Genomic DNA, 22,448 nt, shown 5'->3' on the forward strand with positions numbered 1-22,448 from the left:
CCGGCGGAGTCACGGTTATCTGGGACGGCCGCAGACTATTTTCGGGTGGGCGGAGAATGATTGTGGACGATGCGGTAGCCGTGGGCGAGGAGCGTGTTGCCTTCGCCGGCCTGCGGTCGGGCACGGCGGCGCTCACCTGGGCGCAACGCTCCTGGCGGCCGGCGTACCGGACCGGCACCGAGTTCCTCTCCGTCGACCTGCCGCTGCCCGGACAGACCACGATGGACGACATCCGGGCGGCGGTCCGACGCCTCCTCGACCGGCACGAGTCGCTGCGCACCTGCTACCCCGTCACCGGTGGCGGGGAGCGGGTACAGCGGCTGCTCGGCGCCGGGGCGTACGACCTGCGCACCGAGCGGCTGGACGGTACGGTGGGCGACGGGCCGGCGGACCGGGCGGCGGGACTCACCGCCGAGCTGACGGGTACGCCCGTCGACCACGAGCGCGACGTGCCGGTCCGGGTGGGCGTGCTGGTGCGCGGGACCCGGCCGGTCCACCTGGTGCTGGTCGTCTCCGCCTTCGCCGTCGACTGCTGGAGCATCGCCACCCTGCGGCAGGACCTCGCCGCGCTGCTACCCGGCGGCGAACCCCCCGACGCTCCCCCGCCCCGGCAGCCGGCCGGGATGGCCGGCTGGGAGCAGTCAGCCGCGGGTGCGCGGACCCAGGAGGAGGCGCTGGAGTTCTGGCGCGACCGGCTGGCGGAGATGCCACGGACGCTCTTCCCGGTCTCGCCGGAGTCCCCGGACCCGGCGGCCGACCCGCACTGGCTGTGCCGGTTCGACTCCACTCCCACCGCGGTGGCCTGCACCCTGTTGTCGACCCGGTACCGGGTGAGCACCGGGCACGTCCTGCTCGCCGGTCTCGCGGCGGTGCTCGGCGCCCACAGCGGCGTCGCCGCCTGCCCGCTGGGGCTGATCGTCAACAACCGGATGGCCGACCCGGCCGCGGTCGGCTCGGCGATGCTCTACATGCAGGAGGGGATCTGTGCGGTACCGCTCGGCGACGCCTCGTTCCGCGAACTGGCGCTCGCCTGCCGGTCGGCGGCGATGGCGGCCCACCGGTACGCCCGCTACGACCCCACTGCCAGAGACGCGGCCCTTGCCCGGGAGGCGCTGCGCCGGGGAATGGTCCCGATGCGGAGCTGCCTCGTCAACGACACCCGCCGGCCGGCGACGTTCCTGGCCGACGGCGCCGCGCCCGAACTCCTCCGGTCACCCGAACTGGCCGGCGAGGCGGCGTGCCGCTGGCAGCCGTACGACATGAACCTGCCCGGCGTCGACCTGTTCGTCACGGTGCTCAACCGGGCGGACACCGCATCCCTCGCGGTGCTCACCGACACCCGCCAGGTGTCCCGCACCGACGTCACGGCCCTGCTGCGCGGCCTGGAACTGGTGATCACCCAGGCGGCCGTGGACGACCTGCGCCTCACCGACGTGGGCGCCCTGACCGGGCTCGGCCCGCCCGCCGCGCTGTCCACCTGGACGTTCGTCGAGCGGAGCTGGGTCAATCCGTCCTCTGTGGAGCGCTGCCTACGGGCGACCGCCGGCACCGCCGACGTGCTGGTGCTGCCGGCCGACGACGGCGGGCGGCGGTCCCTCGTCGGATACGTCGGCCTGCCCGTCGGGGCGCCCGTGCCTGACCTCGCCGATCTGCACGCGCGCCTGACCCGGGCCGTGGACGGCGTCCGTGACGCGGTCGCGCCCGGACACTACGTGGTCTGCGCCGGCGCGCCGCAGGACGGCGGCTCCCCCGGGGCCTGGCGCCGGCTTCCGGTGCTGGCCGAGGGATCAGGCCGCGAACCGGCGCTCGCCGGGAGGCCGGGATGAGCACGCCCGAGGCGCTGGTCCGCGGCGCCGTCGCCCCCGGCCCGGACGCGACGACCAAGCCGGAGGCCGCGACCAAGCCGGAGGCCGCGACCAACGCGGAGGCCGTCGCCTCCGCTGATGCCCTCGCCACCGAGGACCTGGACCTGCTGCTGACCATCCGCCATTTCGAGCGGAAGCTGCTCGCCCTGTTCGCCGCCGGGCACATCCCCGGCACCACGCACACCTGCCTGGGTCAGGAGTACGTTCCGGTGGCGATGCGCCCGTTCCTCGCGGACGCGTTCGTCTTCAGCAACCATCGCGGGCACGGGCACTATCTGGCGAAGTTCGACGACCCGGCCGGCCTGCTCGCCGAGATCACCGGACGCGCCGGCGCCGTCTGCGGCGGCGTCGGCGGCAGCCAGCACGTGTATCGCGACGGGTTCTGCTCGACCGGCGTGCAGGGCGAGAGCCTTCCGGTGGCCCTGGGGGTCGCCATGCACCGGCGGACCAGCGGCCGGTACGGCCTCGTCGCGGCCTACATCGGCGACGGCACCTGGGGTCAGGGCGTGGTCTACGAGACGCTCAACCTCGCCGCCCTGTGGCGGGCACCGCTTCTCGTGCTGGTGGAGAACAACGGGATCGCCCAGACCACTCCGATCGAGCGCCACCTGTCCGGCACCATCGCGGGGCGGGCCGCCGCGTTCGGCGTCCGGTACGTGCCGATCGACACGAGCCACATCCCGGAGATCCGCGACCGGCTCGCCGAGCCCGTCGCCGCGACCCTCCGGGGCGAGGGGCCGCTGGTGGTGGAGTTCACGACGGCCCGGCTCGGACCGCACAGCAAGGGTGACGACACCCGCCCGCCGGAGGTGGTCCGCAGGTTGGCCGAGCGCGACTGGTGTGCCCAGTACGCCGCGCGGTGTCCGGCCGAGTTCGAGGCCGCCGACGCGCGGGCCCGGGACCGGATCGAGACGGTGGCCCGCGACGTGCTGGCCCGCCCGCTGGCCGGGTGGCCCCGGTGAGCGCCGGACGGGTGGCCCCGGTGGGCGCCGGACGGGTGGCCGAGCGGCTCACCGCGGCCCTGCACCAGCTCTTCGCCGACGACCCACGGCTCTTCCTGCTCGGGCAGGACGTGCTCGACCCGTACGGCGGCGCCTTCGGCATCACCCGTGGCCTGTCCACCCGCTATCCGGACCGGGTACTGGCCACGCCGATCAGCGAGGGCGCGATGAGCGGGGTCGCCGCCGGGCTGGCGCTCGCCGGGGACCGGGTGCTGGTCGAGGTCATGTTCGGCGACTTCGTGACGCTCTGCTTCGACCAGATCGTGAACTTCGCCGCCAAGTCCGTCACGATGTACGGCCAGCGGCTGCCGATCGCCATGGTGGTGCGCTGCCCGGTCGGCGGCAACCGCGGGTACGGGCCGACGCACAGCCAGAACCTGCAGAAGCACTTCCTCGGCGTACCCGGCCTGGCGCTGTACGAGCTGTCCGCGTTCCACGACCCGCTGGACGTGTTCACCGAGATGTTCGCCCGGCGGGAGCCCTGCATCTTCTTCGAGGACAAGGTGCTCTACACGACGCCGGCAGCGCGTGACGGGGCGGCGGACGACCTGTTCCGGTACGAGCTGCTCCCCGGCGCCGGGACGTGGGCCCGGGTGTCCATCATGGATGGCGGTCGACCGGACCAGCTCCTCATCGCGCCGGGTGGCGTGGCGCCACGGGCGCTCGCGGCGATGCGGCAGGCGTTCGTCGAGGACGAGTGCGTCACCGAACTGCTCGTACCGGCCCGCCTGTACCCGGCGGACGTGGGGCCCGTACTGCCGCTCACCTCCGGGGTACGCCGGATCGTGGTGGTCGAGGACGGCGTGGCCGGTGGCGGCTGGGGCAACGAGATCGCCGCCCACCTGCACGACCGCCTCTGGGGCGTGCTGCCCGAGCCGGTGCGCCTGGTCCGGCCGGACTGCGGGGTGATACCGGCCGCACCGCACCTGGAGCGTCGGTTCCTCGTCCAGGACGAGACGATCCGTGCCGCCCTGCGGGGGGAGAGCCATGGCTGAACTGGCTGTGCCGACGCTCAATGCGAACGACACCTCGTACCTCCTCACCGAGTGGCTGGTGCCCGACGGCGGCCGGGTCTCCGCCGGCGACCCGGTGGCGTTGATCGAGACGTCGAAGGCGCTGGCGGACCTGGCCACCGAGACGACCGGCTACCTCCGGCACGCCGTGGTCGCCGGCACCACCTGCGAGCCCGGCCAGGTCGTCGCCCACGTGCACGCCGAGCTGGCCGCCCCGACCGACACGCCGGAGCCGGCGGGCGGGACCGGCAGCGCGGAGGCGGCCGCCCCGACCGAGACGCCGGAGCCGGCGGGCGGGACCGGCAGCGCGGAGGTGGCTCCGGTCGTCAGCCGGGCAGCCGCGGCGTTCCTGGCCGAGCACGGCATCCCGATGGCGGCCGTCGCCGCGCTGGGCAAGCGGGTGGTCAAGCTCTCCGATGTAGCAGCGCTGGGCGCCGGCGGCCGGGACGGGACCGGCGACCGCCGCCAGATCTCGGCACACCAGCGGGCCGTCGCACGGACGGTCGCCACCTCGCATGCCACGATTCCCAGCGCGTTCGCGGCGGCCAAGGTGCAGGCCGCGCCGCTCCTCGCGGAGCTGCGCGAGATCGGCGGACGGCAGGGCGGGTTCATCGGCATCCCGGAGCTGGTGGTACGAGCGCTGGCGCGACTGCACGCGGAGTGGCCGCTGTTCTACGCCACCGTGCACGACGACCTGAGCCTGACACTCGCCGCCACGCCCGACATCGGCGTCACGGTCGACGTCGGCGGCGGGCTCTACGTCCCCGTCCTCCGGGAGGCGGCCGCGCGGACGCTGGCGGACATCTCGGCCACCCTGATGGACTTCCGGGCACGTGCCCGCCGCCGCACGCTTCGGGAATCCGATCTCCAGGGCGGGAACATCACCCTCTCGCTGCACACCGATCCGGGGATCGTGCTGGCCCGACCGATCGTCTTCCCCGGCCAGACCTGCACCGTCACGCTCTGCGCCCTACAGGAGGAGGTCTACCTCGACGAGGATGGCGTGGCCCGCACCCGGCCGTTCTTCCACCTCGGCATCACCTACGACCATCGGGTGGTCAACGGCCGGGAGGCCACCGCCTACCTCACCGCGATCGGCGCCCGCCTGGCGGCGGGAGCCGGCGAGGAACCGGCGTGACGGCGCCCGCGGACGCCACCGCAGGCGACGGCGCCACCGTAGTGCACCACAGCTTCCAGGATCGGCAGGCCCACATGTCGTCACGTGCTTACAGTGGTTCGAGAGACGGCGTGGGTACCCGCACCCTCGCCGAGTGGTTCGCCCACGGGCTACACGGCGGCCACGATCGCATCGCGCTCCGCATCGGTCGCGCCAGTTGGACGTACGGTGAACTCCACGACCTGGCGCTGTGCTGGGCGGGCACCCTGGTCCGCCGGTCCGGGGGAAGCCCCGCTGCGGTCGGTGTGCTCGCGTCCCGCACGATCGAGGCGTACGCCGGGATCCTCGCCGCGCTGTACGCCGGGGCGGTGGTGGTGCCGCTCCACCCCGGTTATCCGCCCGAGCGCACCGCCGCGATGGCCCGGGAAGCCGGCGTGGGCATTCTCATCGCCGACGGCCGGGGAGTGACGGTCGCCGCCGACGGTGCTGGCCCGCTCGCCGGACTGCCCGTACTGGTGCCCGATCCGGCGGTCGTCGCGGCCGGACGACCGCTGCTGCGCCCCGACCCGGCGGCGGCGTTGGCCGATCCCGTGGCCGTCGACCCCGGCGGCGTCGCCTACGTGCTGTTCACGTCCGGGTCGACGGGTCGCCCCAAGGGCGTACCCGTGACGCACGCGAACATGGACTGGTTTCTGGAGTACAACCAGGCGCGTTATGGCATCACCCCCGACGACGTGCTTTCCCAGACCTTCGACATCACCTTCGACCTGGTGATGTTCGACCTGTTCATGGCTTGGAGCGCGGGTGCCACCAGCGTGTGCACGACGCCGCACGCGTTCGCGAACCTGCCCGACTTCGTCCGGAACCACGGCCTGACCGTCTGGTTCTCGGTGCCCAGCGCCGTGCGCCTCGTCCACCGGGCCGGGGGCCTGTCCGCGAACAGCATGCCCTCGCTGCGGTGGAGCCTCTTCTGCGGTGAGCCGTTGACCGCCCGCGACGCGGCGGACTGGCAACAGGCCTCCGCCGGCTCGGTGGTGGAGAACCTCTACGGGCCGACCGAGCTGACTCTCGCCTGTACCGCATACCGGTGGAACCCGCAGCGTTCGCCGGCGCTGTGCGTGAACGACGTCGTGCCGATCGGGACGGTCTACCCCACGATGGAGGGCGTCCTGTTGGGCGCGGACGGTAATCTCGCGGCGGACGAGGGCGAGCTGTGCGTCACCGGACCGCAGATGTTCCCCGGATACCTCGACCCCGCGGACGACGCCGGCCGGTTCCTCGACCATGACGACCGTCGCTGGTACCGCACCGGCGACCTGGTACGCCGTGCCGGTACGGCCGGACTCGCCTACCTGGGCCGGATAGACCAGCAGATCAAGATGCGCGGCTACCGTATCGAGCCGTCCGAGATCGAGGCCGCGGCGCGGCGGGAACTCGGCGTGTCGGGTGCGGTCGTGGTCGGGTTCACCACGGCTACCGGCGACGTCGAACTGGCGCTGTTCTACCTCGGCGCACCGATGGCGCGGAAACAGATCATCGACGGCCTCCGCGCCACCCTGCCGGACTTCATGGTGCCCCGGCGGCAGTGGCGTCTTGACGAGTTTCCGCTGAACGACAACCGAAAGGTCGATCGCCGTGCCCTCGTGGGGTTGGCCGAGAAGTTGGCCTCCGACCACCCCACGGCCGCCGGCCACGGCCGCTACGACATCCCGAACCAGGATTCACCCGCCCGTGCGCGGTAGGTCGTACCGCACCGGAGCGCACGACGGGCAGCAGCACGCGACGAACGCGGAGGAGACTTCATGACGACAGCCGAGCCGGGTGTTTCGGAACGCGTCCGAGAGTACGTCGTCAACAGATTCCTCCTCGGCGACGACGACGGACTGTCAGACACCGCCTCGCTGCTCGAGCAGGGGATCGTCGACTCCCTCGGGCTCGTCGAGCTGGTGCTCTTCGTCGAGGAGACGTTCGGACTCTCCCTCGGCGAGGAAGAGGTGACCAACGGGAACCTCGACTCGATCGAGCGGATCAGCAGGCTGGTGGAGGCGAAGATGGGGCTCTCACCCGACGGACACGGCCGTGGTTAGCGCCGGCCGAGGACGTCCGCCGACGGCACCACCCGGACGGACGGGTCCTTCCACGGCGGCGCGGGTCGGTGACGTGCGTCGGTCCGGCGCCGGGTGGTGAACGTGTCGACCTCACGCCCCACCCCGGACCTGTCGGGTGGCCGGGTCGGGCATCCGGCACGAGACGGAGCAGGTATGGAACCGGCGGTCGGGACCGGAGCGGGTCTGGTGTTCCTCGAACGGCTGCGGGCGTACGCCGGGGCACAGGCGTTCGTGCACGGCGACGAGCCACTCAGTTACCGCACTCTCGGTTCGATGGTGGACGAGTGGGTGGCCTATCTGGAGTCCGAGTCGATAGGCCCTGGTGACGTCGTGATGCTCGAAGGAGTCTGTTCCCCGGAGGTGGCCGCCGCATTGCTGGCGCTGGTCATCCGGAGGGCCATCGTCGTCCCGATCACCCCGAGCCCGGTGGAGGGTGTCGGCACCTACCTCGACGTCGCCGAGGTGGAAGTGGTGATCAGTGTCGACCGGCACGGCGACCGGGTCTCGCGGAGGACCGGGCGGGTGGCCACGAACGGGCTCCACGAATCGCTGCGGGCCACCGGCAGACCCGGCCTGGTCCTGTTCAGTTCCGGTACCTCGGGGCGGACGAAGGCGACGGTTCTCGACTTCGCGAGGCTGCTGATCCGCTACCACACCGTAACCGGACGCGGCCGGAGGACGATCTTCTTCCTCAACCTGGACCACATCGGCGGAATCAACACGCTGCTGCACACGCTGAGCTCCGGAGGAACGGTCATCACCGTCCCCGACCGGTCCCCGGACACCGTACTCGCGAGCATCGTGCGGCATGGTGCGGAGATACTGCCGACGACACCGACGTTCCTGAACATGCTTCTCGCGGTCGGCGCGCACCGGCGATTCCGCACGGACACCCTGGAACTCGTCACGTACGGGACCGAACCGATGCCGGACCGGACACTCGAACTTCTCCGCACCGCGCTCCCGGGGGTACGCCTGAAGCAGACCTACGGGCTCTCGGAGTTGGGAATCCTCCCCACGAAGTCGAAGGCGGACGGCAGTGGATGGATGAAGCTCGGCACCGCCGGCTTCGCCCACAAGATCGTGGACGGGGTCCTGTGGATCAGGTCGGACACCGCGATGCTCGGATATCTCAACGCCGGGGCGGAATTCGACGAGGAGGGATACTTCAACACCCACGACGTCGTGGAGACCGACGGGGAGTACCTCAGGGTGCTGGGACGACGTTCGGAGATCATCAACGTCGGGGGCGAGAAGGTCTATCCCGCCGAGGTGGAGAACGTGATCCTCGGAATTCCGAACATCGCCGACGTCACCGTCAAGGGGCGTCCCAGCCCCGTCACCGGCATGGTGGTGACGGCGATCGTCCACCTCCAGCACGACGAGGACGACCGCAGTGTCCGCCGCCGGGTACGCGAGTACTGCCGCGGCCGCCTGGCCCCCTTCAAGGTGCCCGCACTCGTCACCGTGTCCCGGGAGGCACTGCATTCGGCGCGCTTCAAGAAGGCCAGGGGATAGTCGCGTCCAGCGCCGACGACGGCGAGCCGGTAGGAAGGGAGTCAAGGGCGTGAGCACGTCGCTTGGGCAGCTCGGAGCCGACCGGGCCGGGGAGGGCTCGACGGGCCGGTTCGCGGTCGTCACGGGAGCCAGCCGCGGCCTCGGTGCCGAAGTCGTCCGTCGCCTGCTGGCCGAGGGGTGGAAGGTCGCCGCGCTCAGCCGCTCCAGCAGCCCGTCCATCGAGGAGGCCGCGGCGAGGCACCCCGACGCGTTCTGGTGGCACTCCCTCGACCTCGGGAACCCGGCCGAGGTGCGCGCGCCCATACGCGAGGCGTACCGCCGCTTCGGGCCGGTCGACCTGCTGCTCAACAACGCCGGTGTCACGCACGAGGAACTACTGCTCACGACGCCGACCTCGGTGATGGAGTCGCTGGTGACGACGAACCTGGTGGGTGCGATGGCGGTAGCTCAGGCCTGCGCCCGCCTGATGATCGGTCGAGGTGGGGTCATCGTGAACGTGTCGTCCGTCAACGCCGTCCGGGGCGTACGAGGAGTGTCCGCGTACGCGGCGAGCAAGGCCGGGCTGGACGGGTTCACCCGGGCGTTGGCTCGGGAACTCGGGCCGCTCAATATCCGCGTCAACTCCGTCGTGCCGGGCTATTTCGACAGTGACATGACGGCGCGGATGCCGCCGGAAGCGCGTGAGCGGATCCGCCGCCGCACCCCGCTCGGCCGGCTGGCGAATGTCGCGGAGATCGCAGACGTGGCGCTCTTCCTCGCGTCTCCCGCGGCGGCTTTCGTCACGGGACAGTCCCTGGTTGTCGATGGAGGTTTCACGTGTTGATCCGGAAGGCGATCGCCGAAACCGTGGTGCGGCAGGTCCACGGGGTCCTTGAGGACAACGGTGCCGAGGCGGGATCGGTCGATCTTGATGCCAGCCTCGTGGAGCTGGGCTTCACCTCGCTGATGCTTGCGGAACTGCTCGTCAACCTGGAAGCCGAACTGGAGGTGGACCCGTTCCAGGAGACGTCCATCTCAGACGTCGGCAGCGTCGGTGAGCTGGTCGCGGCGTACGAGACGGCCCACGCCCGGACGGCCGGAGTGACCGGGGAGTGACAGCCGACCTGGGCCGGAGCACGGCGGCGGTGCGAGTACGGCGCCTGGTCGGGCGCGCGGACCCCACTCCCGACACGTCGGCGCTCTCCACCCTGGTGCTGCTGCACCACGCCGCCGGGTCCGCGGAGAGCTTCCGCCCGATCCTGCCGTACCTGCCGGCCGACTGGACGATCCTCGCACCTGAGCTGCCTGGCCGGGTGGCCGCTGGCGGCCACGTCGGGGTTGCCAGCCTCATGGAGGCCGTGCACACGCTGGTACCGCTTCTCGTCGAGGAAACCGTCAGGCCGTATGCGGTGTTCGGGCATTGTCTGGGCGCCGTCCTCGGGTACGAACTGAGCCACGCACTCACCCGGCATGGCCGCCCACCCGTGTGGCTGGGCGTTTCCGGCAGCCCGGCACCGCATGCCGCCGCGGGAAACCTGCGACACGTGGTGCGGCAGTGGAATCCGTCGGGCCTGCTGGAGTTCGCCCGCGCACTCGACGGCATCCCCGACCGCACCTGGCAGAACGCGGCGCTCACCGAGCGGATCCTGCGTACCTTCGGCGCGGATCTGCGCCTCATGGCCGATCATCGCCCGCCACTGGTCGAACCGCTTCCCGTGGCCGTGTCCGTCTTCGGCGGTGACGCCGACCCCTTTGTGACCACCACCCAGATGGGTAGCTGGACCAGCATGGGCAGCCCACCCGCCACCGTGCACCTGTGGTCAGGCGGCCATTTCTACCTGTACGAGCAACCGGCCGAGGTCTGCGCCCGGATAGTGGACGACGCCACGACAGCGGCGATCCGCCGCCGTGCGCGGGACGACGGCACGTGACTCCGCCCGCGCGGGGTCTGGGCGCGTCCTTCCGGAGAGCCAGGGCGACCGGTGCGGCGGAACTGGACGGGCACAGCCGGGTGAGCGCCGCACTCGGCGATGCACCGGAACGGACACGGTGCGGGCCGGACCGGACATCGGCGTGCGGACCGGGCCGGACATCAGCGTGCAGACCGGGCCGGACATCGGCGTGCGGACCGGGCCGGACATCAGCGTGCAGACCGAGGCGGACATCGGCGTGCAGACCGGGCCTCGTTCAGACCGGGTCGGGCATCGGGCGGCCGGCCGCGAGCGATGCCGGGAACTCCGCCCGGCTGATCCGAACCCGCAGGCTGGAGAGCACCGCGACGGCGGCGGTGTAGTCCGGGCCGGCGTCGATGTCGTGCAGCTGCACCGGCCCGTCGAGGGGACGCTCGGCGGCCCAGTCGACCAGCCCGGCCGGCTCGTCCGGCGGGGTCAGCGTGATCCGGTTCATCGGTACGGCCAGCCCGTGCCCGGTCGCCTTCAGCAGCGCCTCCTTGCGGGCCCAGTACCCGAAGAAGGCCCGCCGGGCGGACTCCGCCGGCTGCTCGGTCCACCAGCGCAGTTCGGCCGGCGACAGCACGCTACCGCTCAACGCGGCCACGTCGGTACCGTCGGTCAGCTCCTGCACGTCCAGGCCGACCGGGTCGTTGGCCACCGCGACGGCGACCCACTCCCCGGAGTGGGTGAGCGAGAAGTCGAGCTTGGTGGCGGGTCGGTCGACCACCGGCTTGCCGTGCCCGGCGCCGCAGTGCCGGCAGTGCCGGGAGAAGCCGAGCCGCCCGGCCGGCACACCGAGGTAGTGCCCGAGCAGCATCCGCACCCCGACGTGGGCGGCCTGGTAGCGGTCCCGGTCGGCGACCCGCCGGAACCGGGCGTGCCGCTCCCGCTCCTCGTCGTCGAGCACGTCGAGGCCGGCCCAGTGCGCCGGACCGATCGGCAGCCGCCACACCTGGCACTCCCCCGGCACCGGCGGCACCGGGACGCCCGCCCCGGCACGCGTCGGGGCGGCCGCCCCGGGCAGGTCGTCGGGCGGGCGACGGGATCCGGTCAACTGGCACCACCAGGGGTCGTGGGTGGACGGCGGGCACGGGCGCGCCCGCCCGGGGACATTCTGGCGCGAGCATGCCAGTCCGGCGGTCGGCGCACCAACCCGGGGGCGGGCGCGCGGGCCGCCGGACCGCCCCGACCTCTCCCGCCGACCCGGACGTCAACGCTGGCCGTAGACCCCCTGGTAGCGCTCGTAGAGGGCGTCGATGTGCCGGGGCTCGATCGGCACCAGCGGGCCGCCGGTCCGGGCGATGTGCACGGTACGCGCGACGTCCTCGCACATCACCGCCGCCTTCACCGCCGCCTTGGCGCTGGCCCCGATGGTGAAGACCCCGTGGTTGCGCATCAGCACCGCCGGTGAGCGGTGTCCCTCCAGGGTGGCGACGATGCCCTTGCCGATGTCGTCGCCGCCGATCAGCGCGAACGGACCGACCGGGATCTCCCCGCCGAACTCGTCGGCCATGGCGGTCAGCACGCACGGGATCGCCTCGTCCCGGGCCGCCCAGGCGGTGGCGTACGGGCTGTGTGTGTGCACGACACCGTTGACCTGCGGCATGTGCCGGTAGACGTACGCGTGGGCGTCGGTGTCGCTGGACGGCGAGTGGTTGCCGTCCACGACGTCCCCGTCCAGGGTCGTCACCACCATCGACTCCGGGGTGAGGTCGTCGTACGACACCCCGCTGGGCTTGATCACCATCAGGTCGGCGCCGGGCACCCGGGCGCTGACGTTACCGCTGGTCCAGGTGACCAGCTCCCAGCGGGTGAGCTGCTCGTGCAGCCGGCACACCTCCTGACGGATCCGGGCGACGGCGTCGCTGATCGTGCCGGTGAGTCCGCCGCTGGTCATCGGCGCACCTCCTCGCGTAGTGCGTGCAGCCGGTGCAGCACGTCGTTACCGCCCCGGCCGAAGTAGTCGTGCAGCCGCTCGTACTCGGCGTAGAGCCGGTCGTACACGTCGGCGCTGGCCGGGTCGGGCTGGTAGACGCCCCGCCGGACCTTGCCCATCGCGGCGGCCGCGGCGGTGACGTCCGGGTACGCCCCGGCGGCCACCGCGGCGTGGATCGCCGAGCCCAGCGCGGGCCCCTGGTCGGAGTCGATCACGGACAGCGGCCGGCGCAACACGTCTGCGTAGATCTGCATCAGGAAGGTGTTCTTGAGCAGGCCGCCGGCGACGATGAACTCGGTCACCGGCACCCCGGCGTCGTCGAAGGCGGCGACGATGGTCCGGGTGCCGAAGGCGGTCGCCTCGATCAGGGCGCGGTACTGGTCCTCCGGCCGGGTGGCCAGGGTCTGCCCGACGATCACCCCGGAGAGGTCGTGGTCGACCAGCACCGAACGGTTGCCGTTGTGCCAGTCCAGCGCGACCAGCCCGTGCTGGCCGGGGCGCTGCGCGGCGGCCAGCTCGGTGAGCAGGTCGTGCACCCCGATCCCCCGCCGGGCCGCCTCCTCGGCGTAGCCGGCCGGTACGCAGTGCTCGACGAACCAGCCGAAGATGTCCCCGACGCCGCTCTGCCCGGCCTCGTAGCCGAGCTTGCCGGGCACGATGCCGTCCTGCACCACGCCGCACATCCCGGGGACCTCGGCGAGGGTGTCGGCGACCATCACGTGGCAGGTCGAGGTGCCCATGATCGCCAGTAGCTGACCGGGCTCGACGGCGTTCGCGGCGGCGGCGGTGACGTGCGCGTCGACGTTGCCGACCGCCACCGCGATCCCGGCCGGCAGCCCGGTGACGGCCGCCGCCTCCGGGGTCAGCCGGCCGGCCAGCCCGCCGAGCGGGGCGAGCGGGTGGGCGAGCCGGGTATCCACGAAGTCGGCGAAGTCGGGGTGCAGCGCGGCGAGGTAGTCCCGGGACGGGTACTGCCCGTCCTGGTGGATGCCCTTGTAGCCGGCGGTGCAGACGTTGCGGGTCTCCTCGCCGCAGAGCTGCCAGATGATCCAGTCGGCCGCCTCGATCCACCGCTCGGTCCGGGCGTACACCTCGGGGTCCTCGGTGAGCACCTGGAGCGCCTTGGCGAACTGCCACTCCGCGGAGATCCGGCCGCCGTACCGGGGCAGCCACGGCTCGCCGCGCTGCTCGGCGAGTTCGTTGATCCGGTCGGCGTGCCGCTGCGCGGCGTGGTGCTTCCACAGCTTCGGGTACGCGTGCGGCCGGTCGGCGAGCCCGGGGACCTCGTTCAACGGGGTGCCGTCGGCGAGGGTCGGCAGCACGGTGCAGGCGGTGAAGTCGGTGCCGATCCCGATCACCGCATCCGGGGCCACCGAGGCGGCCGAGAGCGCCTTGGGCACCGCCTCGCGCAGCACCGACCGCCAGTCCTCCGGCATCTGCAGCGCCCAGCCCCCGGGCAGTTGGGCCCCGGTCTCCGGCAGCAGGTCGTCGATCACCCCGTGCTGGTACTCGTGCACCGCCGAGCCGAGTTCGGCGCCGTCCGAGACCCGGACCACCACCGCCCGGCCGGAGAGCGTGCCGAAGTCGACACCCACCACGTACCGGTCCGCACCGTTAGCGCTCACTCGTGTCCCTCCTGGACTTTCTCTGTATTCCCTCGCCGGCCGCCCGCGCCCGGTGGACCGGCTCGCGGCGCCCCGGCGGAGCCCCCGCTACCCGCCAGCCAACCATGGTGTTAGCGCTACCACCAGGCCGGGTCCGGTCGACCGGTGCCCGCCGGAGCGGGCGGGTCACGCCTACGTCTGCCGCCGGGTCACGGTGCGTTGCAGCACGATGAACACGAACAGCAACACACCGATTACGATCTTGGTCCACCAGGAGCTGAGATCGCCCTGGAAGGTGACGATGGTCTGGATGAGCCCCAGCACCAGCACCCCGAGCACCGTGCCGACCAGGTAACCCGAGCCGCCGGTCAGCAGCGTGCCGCCGATCACCACGGCGGCGATCGCGTCGAGTTCCAGGCCGACCGCGTGCCCGTTGTTGCCGGAGAGCATGTAGAAGCTGAGCAGCAGCCCGCCGAGCGCAGAGCAGAACCCGCTGATCGTGTAGACCGCGATCCGGGTACGCCCGACCGGCAGGCCCATCAGCAGCGCCGACTGCGGATTGCCGCCGATCGCGTACGTGTTGCGGCCCAGCCGGGTGTAGCCGAGTACGTAGATGCCGATCGCCACCACCACCAGCGCGATCACCACACTGATGGAGATGAAGAAGCCGCCGAACCGGATCCGTTGCTGGGCGACCGAGGTCCAGAACGGGTCGTCGATGGTGATCGACGAGGTGCTGATCGTGTAGCAGAGCCCGCGAGCCAGGAACATCCCGGCCAGGGTGACGATGAACGGCTGGATCTCGAAGTAGTGGATGATGCAGCCCATCGCGAAGCCGAGCAGGGCACCGAGCAGCAGCACCAGCGGCAGCACGAGATACGGTGACCAGCCCCGTTCCTCCAGCAGCGAGGCGGAGAGCATCGTGGTCAGCGCCACCACCGAGCCGACCGAGAGGTCGATGCCACCGGTCAGGATCACGAACGTCATGCCGACCGCGACCACCAGCAGGAACGCGTTGTCGACGAAGACGTTGAGCACCACCTGGGTGTCGGAGAAGCCCTCGTAGCGCAGCACTCCGGCGCTGTACATCAGGATCAGCAGGGCGGAGGTGGCCAGCAGCGGAAGGTACTTCTGCTGCGGGCGCAACATCCGCGCCCGACCGTTCGCGACGGTACCCGGAACGGCGGTCATGCCCCCACCTCGATTCGCTCACTCCGCTCGCTCGTGCCGGCACTCCGTTCGCTCATGCCGGCACCTCCACCTTTGGCTGCTCGCGCTCCGGAGCGGGCGGCAGTGGTGGTTTCCGGCGCCGGCCGAAGACCTTGGCCCGGAAGGCCGGCGACTGGAGCAGGCAGACGACCGTCACGACCAGCGCCTTGAACAGCAGGGTGGTCTCCGGCGGGATGCCGATGGTGTAGATCGTGGTGGTGAGGGTCTGGATGATCAACGCGCCCAGCACCGTGCCGCCGAGGGAGAACCGGCCACCCGCCAGTGACGTACCGCCGATCACCACCGCCAGGATGGCGTCCAGCTCGATCCAGAGGCCGGCGTTGTTGCCGTCCGCGCTGGAGACGTTGGAGCTGATCATCAATCCGGCGACCCCGGCGCAGAAGGCCGCGAAGACGTACCCGGTGAAGATGATGCGGCGGGCGTGGATTCCGGCCAGCCGGCTCGCCTCGGCGTTGCCGCCCACCGACTCGATCAGCAGGCCGAGCGCGGTACGCCGGGTGAGCAGCAACGCCAGCCCGAAGACCAGCATCGCGACCAGGATCGAGAACGGCACGGTCAGCCAGTAGCCGCCGCCGATCAACTTGTACGGCGAACTGTTGATCGTGATGATCTGCCCATCGGTGATGAGTTGGGCCAGCCCCCGGCCGGCGACCATCAGGATCAGGGTGGCGATGATCGGCTGGATGCCGAACTGTGCCACCAGAAGCCCGTTCCAGGCGCCGAGCAGCAGGGCCAGCCCGAGGGCGACTCCCACCGCGGCCAGCACACCGAGCACGCTGTTCTGGTCACCCAGCTCGCTGATCCGCAGGCAGGCCAGCGCGCCGCAGATGGCCACGACCGAGCCGACCGAGAGGTCGATACCGCCGGTGGCGATCACCAGGGTCATGCCGAGCGAGACCAGGATCAGTGGCGCCCCGAATCGCACGATGTCGATCAGGCTGCCGTACAGGTGCCCCTGGCGGACGTCGACGACGAAGAAGTCGGGGGTGAAGAACAGGTTGCTGACCAGCAGGACCACCAGGGTGAGCACCGGCCAGAAGAACCGGTGCCGTACGAGGTTGGCCATCACACCTCCTCCCGGACGACGACCACGTCCGGATCGTGCGGGCGGCCGGCCGCGTCCGGTGGCGCGCCGCCGTGGCCGCTGGCGATGATCGCCATGATCCGGTCGGCGGTCACCTCGTCGTCGTTGGCCAGTTCGTCGACCATCTGCCGGTCCCGCAGTACGGCGATCTTGTGGCTGAGCCGGAGCACCTCCTCCAGCTCGGCGGAGATGAAGAGCACCGCCATCCCGCCGTCGGAGAGCGTGACCACCAGCCGCTGGATCTCGGCCTTGGCGCCCACGTCGATGCCCCGGGTCGGCTCGTCCAGGATCAGCAGCCGCGGTTCGGTGATCAGCCAGCGGGCCAGCAACACCTTCTGCTGGTTGCCGCCGCTGAGCTGACCGACCAGCGCCTCCGGGTTGGCCGGCACGATGCGCAGCGCCTTGACGTACTTGTCGACCAGTTCGTCCTGCCGGCGCCGGGGCAGCGGACGGGACCAGCCCCGGGCGGCCTGGAGGGCCAGGATGATGTTCTCCCGCACGGTGAGGTCGGCGACCAGCCCCTCGGTGCGCCGGTTCTCGGAGCAGAAGGCGATGTCCCGGGCCATCGCGGTGCGCGGGCCGCGCATGGCCACCGGTTCGCCGTCCACCTTGAGCTCCCCGGAGTCGGCCCGGTCCGCGCCGAAGAGCAACCGGGCCACTTCGGTACGCCCGGAGCCGAGCAGCCCGGCCAGCCCGACCACCTCGCCGCGGTGGATGGACAGACTGAACGGGGCGACCGCGCCGCCCCGGCCGAGCCCGGCCGCCTCGACCACCGGCCGGCCCCGCTCCAGCGCGGCCAGCGAGCGCCGGGGCTGCTCCTCCAACTCCTCCAACGCCGCGAGTTCCTTGCCGATCATCGCGCTGACCAGGTCGAGCTGGCTCAGCTCCCGAGTGGCGTACTCACCGACCCGGCGACCGTTGCGCAGCACGGTCATCCGGTCGGAGATCTCGTAGACCTGGTCGAGGAAGTGGCTGACGAACAGGATCGCCATGCCCTCCTCCTTGAGTTGGCGCATCACCCGGAAGAGCTGCCCGACCTCGTCGGCGTCCAGGCTGGAGGTCGGCTCGTCCAGGATCAGCACCTTGGCGGAGATGTCGATGGCCCGGGCGATCGCGACCATCTGCTGCACCGCCAGGGAGAGACTGCCGAGCGGGGCCGTGACGTCGACGTCCAGCCCCAGCCCGTCGAGCAGTCGCCGGGAACGACGCCGCAGCTCGCTCCAGTGGATGGCGCCGAAGCGACGCGGTTCCCGGCCGATGTGGATGTTCTCCGCGACGGAGAGGTTGGCGCAGAGGTTGACCTCCTGGTAGACGGTGCTGACCCCGGCCTGCTGCGCCTGCAACGGGCCGGCGAAGCGGACCGGGGTGCCGTCGAGGACTATCTCGCCCTCGTCCACGTCGTACACCCCGGTCAGCACCTTGATCAGTGTCGACTTCCCGGCGCCGTTCTCACCCATCAGCGCGTGCACCTCGCCGGGGAAGAGCCGGAAGTCGACCTCGTCGAGTGCCCGTACGCCGGGGAACCGTTTGCCGATGCCGGCCATGGTCAGGATCGCCCGGGGCTCCCCCGACGTCTCCATCCGCCCTCCTCCGTCCGTCGCGTCGTCGCGGTGCGGGATCCTCGGCTAGTACTGCCGGCTCGGCAGCGCGGCCTTGGCCTGTTCCTGGGTGAAGGTGGTCTCCTCGGTGACCACCCGCTCCGGCACGGTTTCACCGGCAACGACCTTCTTCACCAGATCCATCAGCTGTGGGCCGAGCAGCGGGCTGCACTCGACGATGAAGTTGATCTTGCCGTCGGCGAGCGCCTGCATGCCGTCCTTCACCGCGTCGACAGTAATGATCTTGATGTCGACACCCGGCTTCAGGCCGGCGCCCTCGATCGCCTCGATCGCACCGAGACCCATGTCGTCGTTGTGCGCGTAGAGCACGTCGATGTCCTTGTGCGCCTTGAGGAAGGCGTCCATGACCTCCTTGCCCTTGGCCCGGGTGAACTCGCCGGTCTGCGAGGCGACCACCTTGAACTTCGGGTCCGCCTTGATGACGTCGGCGAAGCCGGACTTGCGGTCGTTGGCCGGCGCCGACCCGGTGCTGCCCTGCAACTCCACGATGTTCACCGGCTCGGCCTTGCCCTGGTATTCGGCGACCAGCCACTCGCCGGCCTTCTTCCCCTCAAGCACGAAGTCGGACCCGATGAAGGTCTTGTACAGCGTCTTGTCCGGGGAGTCGATCGCCCGGTCGGTCAGGATGACCGGGATCTTGGCGTCCTTCGCCTCCCGGAGCACGGTGTCCCAACCCGACTCCACCACCGGCGAGAAGGCGATCACGTCGACCTTCTGGGTGATGTACGACCGGATCGCCTTGATCTGGTTCTCCTGCTTCTGCTGCGCGTCGGAGAACTGGAGGTCGATCCCGGCCTCCTTGGCGGAGTCCTGGATGGACTTGGTGTTCGCGGTACGCCAGCCGCTCTCGGCGCCCACCTGCGCGAAGCCCAGCGTGATCTTGCCGTCGTCGTTTCCGGAGCCGCTGCCCGCGCCGCCGTCGCCTCCACAGGCGGCCAACGCGGTCACCATCAGTCCGCCGAGTACAACGGCGGAGACCTTTTTCAGCACCGTTTCCTCCTCGCCTGGGAACATCGTTGTCTGTCGTAGTTACCGTTCACACGCAAGGCCGGCCGACGCCCCTCGCCACCGTCTGCGCGATGCCGGAGGTTGCCGGATTCGGCCCAGTCTGCCACGGAGAACGCCGACCTTCAGGGCACGCCGGACGATCCACAGGGCTTCCTGTTTCGTGAGTGTTAACGTTCTCATGCCGGCCGTCAAGGGGTACTTCCGGCGACGGTATGGATCCGTGATGCTGGAAGTCGCCGGACCTCCACCGCCAGACGGCCGGCCGAGACGAAGGAGCGGCCGTTGACTGCTGACCGTATCGACGCCGGTGACCAGCCCGGCGGCCCGCCGCCCCGGACCCGGGGCTCGGTGATGCGCGACGTCGCGCGCCTGGCCGGGGTCTCCCACCAGACCGTCTCGCGGGTCCTCAACGACCACCCGAACGTCCGGCCGGAGACCCGCGACCGGGTGCTCGCGGCGATGCGGGCGCTGAACTACCGGCGCAACTCGGCGGCCCGCACCCTGGTCACCCGCCGGTCCCGCACCCTGGGGCTGATCGCCTTCGAGACCACGCTCTTCGGCCCGGCCTCCACTCTGTACGGCCTCGAACAGGCCGCCCGGGCCGCCGGCTACTTCGTCAGCGTGGCGAGCGTACGGACGCTGGACCGGGAGTCGGTGCTGGACGCGGTCGACCGGCTCTGCGAACAGTCCGTGGAGGGCATCGTGGCGATCGCCCCGCAGAGCAGTGTGGGCACCGCCCTGGCCCAGGCACCGGCCGGGCTGGCGGTGGTCGGGGTGGGTGGCGGTGGCGAACACGTGCCGACGGTCTGCATCGACAACTCCACCGGCGCCGCGATGGCCACCCGGCACCTGCTCGGACTCGGGCACACCACCGTGCAACACATCGCCGGCCCGCCCGACTGGCCGGAGGCGCGGGACCGGACCGACGGCTGGCGGGCGGCGCTACACGCCGCCGGCGCCCCGGTGCCGGCACCCCGACCCGGTGACTGGAGCGCCCGGGCCGGCTACGAGCACGGCCGGCTGCTCGCCACCGACCCGACGGTCACCGCGATCTTCTGCGGCAACGACCAGATCGCCCTCGGCGCGCTGCGGGCACTGCACGAGGCCGGCCGCCGGGTGCCGGACGAGGTCAGCGTGGTGGGCTTCGACGACGTACCGGAGTCGAGCTACTTCCTGCCGCCGCTCACCACGGTCCGGCAGGACTTCGCCGAACTCGGCCGGCGCAGCCTGGAGCTGCTGATCGAACAACTCGAAAGCGGCGTCCGGACCAACCGCCGGGTCTCGTTGACTCCCCGGTTCGTCGCCCGGGCCAGTTCCGGACCGGCGCCCGGCTGAGCGGCGCGACCGGCAGCGCCGGCACCGGAATGCGTACGGCCGGATTAATCGAGATAGCGCGCCCGGCCCGCAATGACAGCCTCCCACCTGCCGGGGCGGTGCTCCGGCGGCATACCACGGAAGCCTTACCCGGCCGGGATACCGCGCGCGCCAACGCCAGAACTAGAGTCCCGGCGGATGCCGCCGACGCGCGAGAAATAGCCAATGTCTTGCAGAATTGGCATGCGATCAGTCAAACTCGACACCTAGCAATAAATGTTCACGAGGAGTAATCGACCATGGCGAAGCAGGTAATCACACTTCTGACCGACGACCTCGACGGCGGCGAGGCCGACCGCACTGTCGAGTTCGGCCTGGACGGCGTCAACTACACGATTGACCTGTCGGATAAGAACGCCGGCAAGCTCCGGAAGGCGCTGGACGTTTACATCCACGCGGGCAGCCGGGTAGGACGCGGCTCGGTCGAAAGCCGTCGGTCGGGTCGGCGTGGCGCCGCCACGAGCCCGACGCGAAGTGACCGCGACCTGAACCGCGCCATCCGGGAATGGGCCGTGCAGAACGGCTACGAGGTTTCCGAGCGGGGCCGGATTCCGTCGAACGTGGTGCAGGCGTACAACAGCCGGTGAGCGGGCGGGGGCCGGGTGCGGCGTCCCGATTCCCGGCCGGTACGCCCGGCCGGAATGGGCGCCGACCCAGCCACCCGCCGGGTGTCACCGGCGACGATCGTCGCCGGTGACACCCGCGTTGCTGCCGCGATGGCCGGGTCACCGCCCGCCGCTGCTCGACGACGGGGTCGGCGACGCGGCCGGCTTGTCGGCGGCCGGCGGTCCCCCGTTCGCCGGTCCGCCGTTCGCAGGCCCACCCGGAGCCGGTGACGCCGGCTTGAGGTCGGCCGGCACCGGCAGGGCGCTGCCCTTGACGAACTCGTCCCAGCTCACGTTCCAGGCGGTCCAGCCGTTGCCCTGGTCGAGGGTGACCTCGGTGCCCTTGATCGTGACCAGGTCACCGATCCTGGTCGTCTCCATCAGCCACTCCGCGTTCGCGTCCGACACGTTGGTGCAGCCGTGCGAGACATTGGCGTACCCCTGGTCACCGACGGACCACGGTGCCGCGTGGATGAACTCGCCACCCCAGGTCAGTCGCTGCGCGTTCGAGACGGTGACCACGTAGGGGTCCGGGGACCCCGTGGTGTCGAAGACCGTCGACTCGTGCTTCTCCATGATCACCATCTTGCCGCTCGACGTCGGGGTGCTGCTCTTGCCGAGGCTGACCGGGATCTTCTTGACCAGCACGTCGTCCTTGAACACCGACATCTGCTTGGTGGCGTTGTCGATCTCCAGGAAGACCCGGTTGCCGATCTTCGCGGTGCCGGAGCGGTCGGTGTCGCCGAAGCTCCCTCCGCCCATCGGTACCCCGTCGAGCGCGGCCCGGACAGTGACCGTCGTCCCCGGCCGCCAGAAGTCGGGAGCGCGGTAGGAAACCTGCCGGCCGTTCTCGTCCCACGACCAGACGCCCGGCTGCGGCGGGTCGGTGCTGACCAGCAGCCGTCGCTGGATCCCGGCACGGGCGTCCTTCGGGACGTCCGAGTCGAATGACACCGTTATCGGCATCGCCACGCCGTAGGTCTGGTCACTCTGCAGATTAAGGTTGGTCACGGTCCGCTTAGCCGGTTTGTCCATGGTGCTGAAGGTCGTCTTCTGGGTGACCGCCTTCCCGGCGTCATTCTTCGCGGTTACCTCGGCGGTGTAGGTCTGCTTGTTCGCCAACGCCTTGCTCGGCATCCAGCTCGTACCATCGGCGCGCATCGCGCCCTCGACCCGGGTGCCGGCGGCATCGGTCACGACCACGTTGGCGACCTTCCCGTCCCTCACCGCGGTACCGATCTCGACGCTCGTCGGCAGATCCCGGCTATCCGGTGCGGGGGTAATCGCCAGCTTCGGTGGCGGCGGTGCCGGCCGGCCGACCCGCTCAAGCGGATTGCCCGTACAGCCCGCCAGAACCAGTGGTATGGCGGTCATCACGAGCATCACCAACAACACCGCTCGACGCCTCAGTACCATGCTCCCCCCACCCCATTCC

The 22,448-nt window shown here is 71.0% G+C and carries 20 protein-coding genes; 12 read left to right on the top strand and 8 right to left on the bottom strand.

Annotated elements, in window-relative coordinates:
* The first annotated feature begins 62 nt into the window (after positions 1-62).
* From ACQEVC_RS32290 to ACQEVC_RS32335, 10 genes are all read left to right on the top strand, one after another.
* A complete protein-coding gene (locus ACQEVC_RS32290) occupies positions 63-1,826 on the top strand; it encodes a condensation domain-containing protein (protein WP_432885174.1) in 1,764 nt (587 codons plus the stop codon).
* On the top strand, positions 1,823-2,827 hold the full coding sequence (locus tag ACQEVC_RS32295; protein ID WP_432885177.1) for a thiamine pyrophosphate-dependent dehydrogenase E1 component subunit alpha: 1,005 nt from the start codon (positions 1,823-1,825) through the stop codon (positions 2,825-2,827). Before ACQEVC_RS32290 ends, ACQEVC_RS32295 begins: the two co-directional genes overlap by 4 nt.
* On the top strand, positions 2,824-3,861 hold the full coding sequence (locus ACQEVC_RS32300) for an alpha-ketoacid dehydrogenase subunit beta (protein WP_432885180.1): 1,038 nt from the start codon (positions 2,824-2,826) through the stop codon (positions 3,859-3,861). The genes ACQEVC_RS32295 and ACQEVC_RS32300 overlap by 4 nt, the downstream gene beginning before the upstream one ends.
* On the top strand, positions 3,854-5,017 hold the full coding sequence (locus ACQEVC_RS32305; protein ID WP_432885183.1) for a 2-oxo acid dehydrogenase subunit E2: 1,164 nt from the start codon (positions 3,854-3,856) through the stop codon (positions 5,015-5,017). The genes ACQEVC_RS32300 and ACQEVC_RS32305 overlap by 8 nt, the downstream gene beginning before the upstream one ends.
* Positions 5,014-6,738, top strand: a complete 1,725-nt coding sequence (locus tag ACQEVC_RS32310) for an AMP-binding protein (protein WP_432885186.1) — start codon at positions 5,014-5,016, stop codon at positions 6,736-6,738. Before ACQEVC_RS32305 ends, ACQEVC_RS32310 begins: the two co-directional genes overlap by 4 nt.
* Positions 6,739-6,798: 60 nt before the next feature.
* On the top strand, positions 6,799-7,083 hold the full coding sequence (locus ACQEVC_RS32315) for an acyl carrier protein (RefSeq protein WP_432885189.1): 285 nt from the start codon (positions 6,799-6,801) through the stop codon (positions 7,081-7,083).
* A 174-nt stretch (positions 7,084-7,257) separates the two neighbouring features.
* Positions 7,258-8,622, top strand: coding sequence for a class I adenylate-forming enzyme family protein (locus ACQEVC_RS32320; protein ID WP_432885192.1), 1,365 nt, complete (start codon positions 7,258-7,260; stop codon positions 8,620-8,622).
* A 49-nt stretch (positions 8,623-8,671) separates the two neighbouring features.
* On the top strand, positions 8,672-9,445 hold the full coding sequence (locus tag ACQEVC_RS32325; RefSeq protein ID WP_432885195.1) for an SDR family NAD(P)-dependent oxidoreductase: 774 nt from the start codon (positions 8,672-8,674) through the stop codon (positions 9,443-9,445).
* Entirely contained in the window at positions 9,439-9,717 is a 279-nt protein-coding gene (locus ACQEVC_RS32330) for an acyl carrier protein (protein WP_432885198.1), read from the top strand. The genes ACQEVC_RS32325 and ACQEVC_RS32330 overlap by 7 nt, the downstream gene beginning before the upstream one ends.
* On the top strand, positions 9,714-10,532 hold the full coding sequence (locus ACQEVC_RS32335; RefSeq protein ID WP_432885201.1) for a thioesterase II family protein: 819 nt from the start codon (positions 9,714-9,716) through the stop codon (positions 10,530-10,532). Before ACQEVC_RS32330 ends, ACQEVC_RS32335 begins: the two co-directional genes overlap by 4 nt.
* 256 nt (positions 10,533-10,788) lie before the next feature.
* Here ACQEVC_RS32335 and ACQEVC_RS32340 read toward each other — a convergent pair whose 3' ends face one another.
* The 7 genes from ACQEVC_RS32340 to ACQEVC_RS32370 form a co-directional block, all read right to left on the bottom strand.
* The gene (locus tag ACQEVC_RS32340) at positions 10,789-11,607 is read right to left on the bottom strand and encodes a 4'-phosphopantetheinyl transferase family protein (protein WP_432885203.1); all 819 of its coding nucleotides are present in this window, start codon (positions 11,605-11,607) and stop codon (positions 10,789-10,791) included.
* A 156-nt stretch (positions 11,608-11,763) separates the two neighbouring features.
* Positions 11,764-12,450 (bottom strand): L-ribulose-5-phosphate 4-epimerase, encoded by a 687-nt coding sequence (locus ACQEVC_RS32345; protein ID WP_432885205.1) that lies wholly within the window; start codon positions 12,448-12,450, stop codon positions 11,764-11,766.
* Positions 12,447-14,114: a ribulokinase gene (gene araB, locus ACQEVC_RS32350; RefSeq protein WP_432885207.1), complete on the bottom strand. Its 1,668-nt coding sequence runs from the start codon at positions 14,112-14,114 to the stop codon at positions 12,447-12,449. The genes ACQEVC_RS32345 and araB overlap by 4 nt, the downstream gene beginning before the upstream one ends.
* Before the next feature lie 171 nt (positions 14,115-14,285).
* Positions 14,286-15,284 (bottom strand): galactofuranose ABC transporter, permease protein YjfF, encoded by a 999-nt coding sequence (gene yjfF / locus ACQEVC_RS32355; RefSeq protein WP_432885210.1) that lies wholly within the window; start codon positions 15,282-15,284, stop codon positions 14,286-14,288.
* Positions 15,285-15,336: 52 nt separating this feature from the next.
* Complete coding sequence (locus tag ACQEVC_RS32360; RefSeq protein ID WP_432885213.1) at positions 15,337-16,389, bottom strand: ABC transporter permease; 1,053 nt, start codon at positions 16,387-16,389, stop codon at positions 15,337-15,339.
* Positions 16,389-17,987, bottom strand: a complete 1,599-nt coding sequence (locus tag ACQEVC_RS32365) for a sugar ABC transporter ATP-binding protein (protein ID WP_432885215.1) — start codon at positions 17,985-17,987, stop codon at positions 16,389-16,391. Before ACQEVC_RS32365 ends, ACQEVC_RS32360 begins: the two co-directional genes overlap by 1 nt.
* Positions 17,988-18,032: 45 nt before the next feature.
* A complete protein-coding gene (locus tag ACQEVC_RS32370; protein WP_432891821.1) occupies positions 18,033-18,977 on the bottom strand; it encodes an ABC transporter substrate-binding protein in 945 nt (314 codons plus the stop codon).
* A 408-nt stretch (positions 18,978-19,385) separates the two neighbouring features.
* Here ACQEVC_RS32370 and ACQEVC_RS32375 point away from each other — a divergent pair, with 408 nt between their 5' ends.
* On the top strand, positions 19,386-20,369 hold the full coding sequence (locus ACQEVC_RS32375) for a LacI family DNA-binding transcriptional regulator (RefSeq protein WP_432891824.1): 984 nt from the start codon (positions 19,386-19,388) through the stop codon (positions 20,367-20,369).
* 278 nt (positions 20,370-20,647) lie between these two features.
* Positions 20,648-20,995, top strand: a complete 348-nt coding sequence (locus ACQEVC_RS32380) for a histone-like nucleoid-structuring protein Lsr2 (RefSeq protein WP_318401017.1) — start codon at positions 20,648-20,650, stop codon at positions 20,993-20,995.
* A 138-nt stretch (positions 20,996-21,133) separates the two neighbouring features.
* Here ACQEVC_RS32380 and ACQEVC_RS32385 read toward each other — a convergent pair whose 3' ends face one another.
* Positions 21,134-22,429: an Ig-like domain-containing protein gene (locus ACQEVC_RS32385; RefSeq protein ID WP_432885218.1), complete on the bottom strand. Its 1,296-nt coding sequence runs from the start codon at positions 22,427-22,429 to the stop codon at positions 21,134-21,136.
* Positions 22,430-22,448 lie beyond the last annotated feature (19 nt).

Source organism: Plantactinospora sp. CA-294935 (assembly GCF_050936445.1).
GTDB lineage: Bacteria > Actinomycetota > Actinomycetes > Mycobacteriales > Micromonosporaceae > Plantactinospora.

Coding starts and splice junctions, on each gene's coding strand:
- ACQEVC_RS32295 (WP_432885177.1), top strand. CDS start 1,823: ATGAGCACGCCCGAGGCGCTGGTCCGCGGCGCCGTCGCCCCCGGCCCG.
- ACQEVC_RS32305 (WP_432885183.1), top strand. CDS start 3,854: ATGGCTGAACTGGCTGTGCCGACGCTCAATGCGAACGACACCTCGTAC.
- ACQEVC_RS32315 (WP_432885189.1), top strand. CDS start 6,799: ATGACGACAGCCGAGCCGGGTGTTTCGGAACGCGTCCGAGAGTACGTC.
- ACQEVC_RS32320 (WP_432885192.1), top strand. CDS start 7,258: ATGGAACCGGCGGTCGGGACCGGAGCGGGTCTGGTGTTCCTCGAACGG.
- ACQEVC_RS32345 (WP_432885205.1), bottom strand. CDS start 12,450: ATGACCAGCGGCGGACTCACCGGCACGATCAGCGACGCCGTCGCCCGG.
- yjfF (WP_432885210.1), bottom strand. CDS start 15,284: ATGACCGCCGTTCCGGGTACCGTCGCGAACGGTCGGGCGCGGATGTTG.
- ACQEVC_RS32360 (WP_432885213.1), bottom strand. CDS start 16,389: ATGGCCAACCTCGTACGGCACCGGTTCTTCTGGCCGGTGCTCACCCTG.
- ACQEVC_RS32365 (WP_432885215.1), bottom strand. CDS start 17,987: ATGGAGACGTCGGGGGAGCCCCGGGCGATCCTGACCATGGCCGGCATC.
- ACQEVC_RS32370 (WP_432891821.1), bottom strand. CDS start 18,977: ATGGTGACCGCGTTGGCCGCCTGTGGAGGCGACGGCGGCGCGGGCAGC.
- ACQEVC_RS32375 (WP_432891824.1), top strand. CDS start 19,386: ATGCGCGACGTCGCGCGCCTGGCCGGGGTCTCCCACCAGACCGTCTCG.
- ACQEVC_RS32380 (WP_318401017.1), top strand. CDS start 20,648: ATGGCGAAGCAGGTAATCACACTTCTGACCGACGACCTCGACGGCGGC.
- ACQEVC_RS32385 (WP_432885218.1), bottom strand. CDS start 22,429: ATGGTACTGAGGCGTCGAGCGGTGTTGTTGGTGATGCTCGTGATGACC.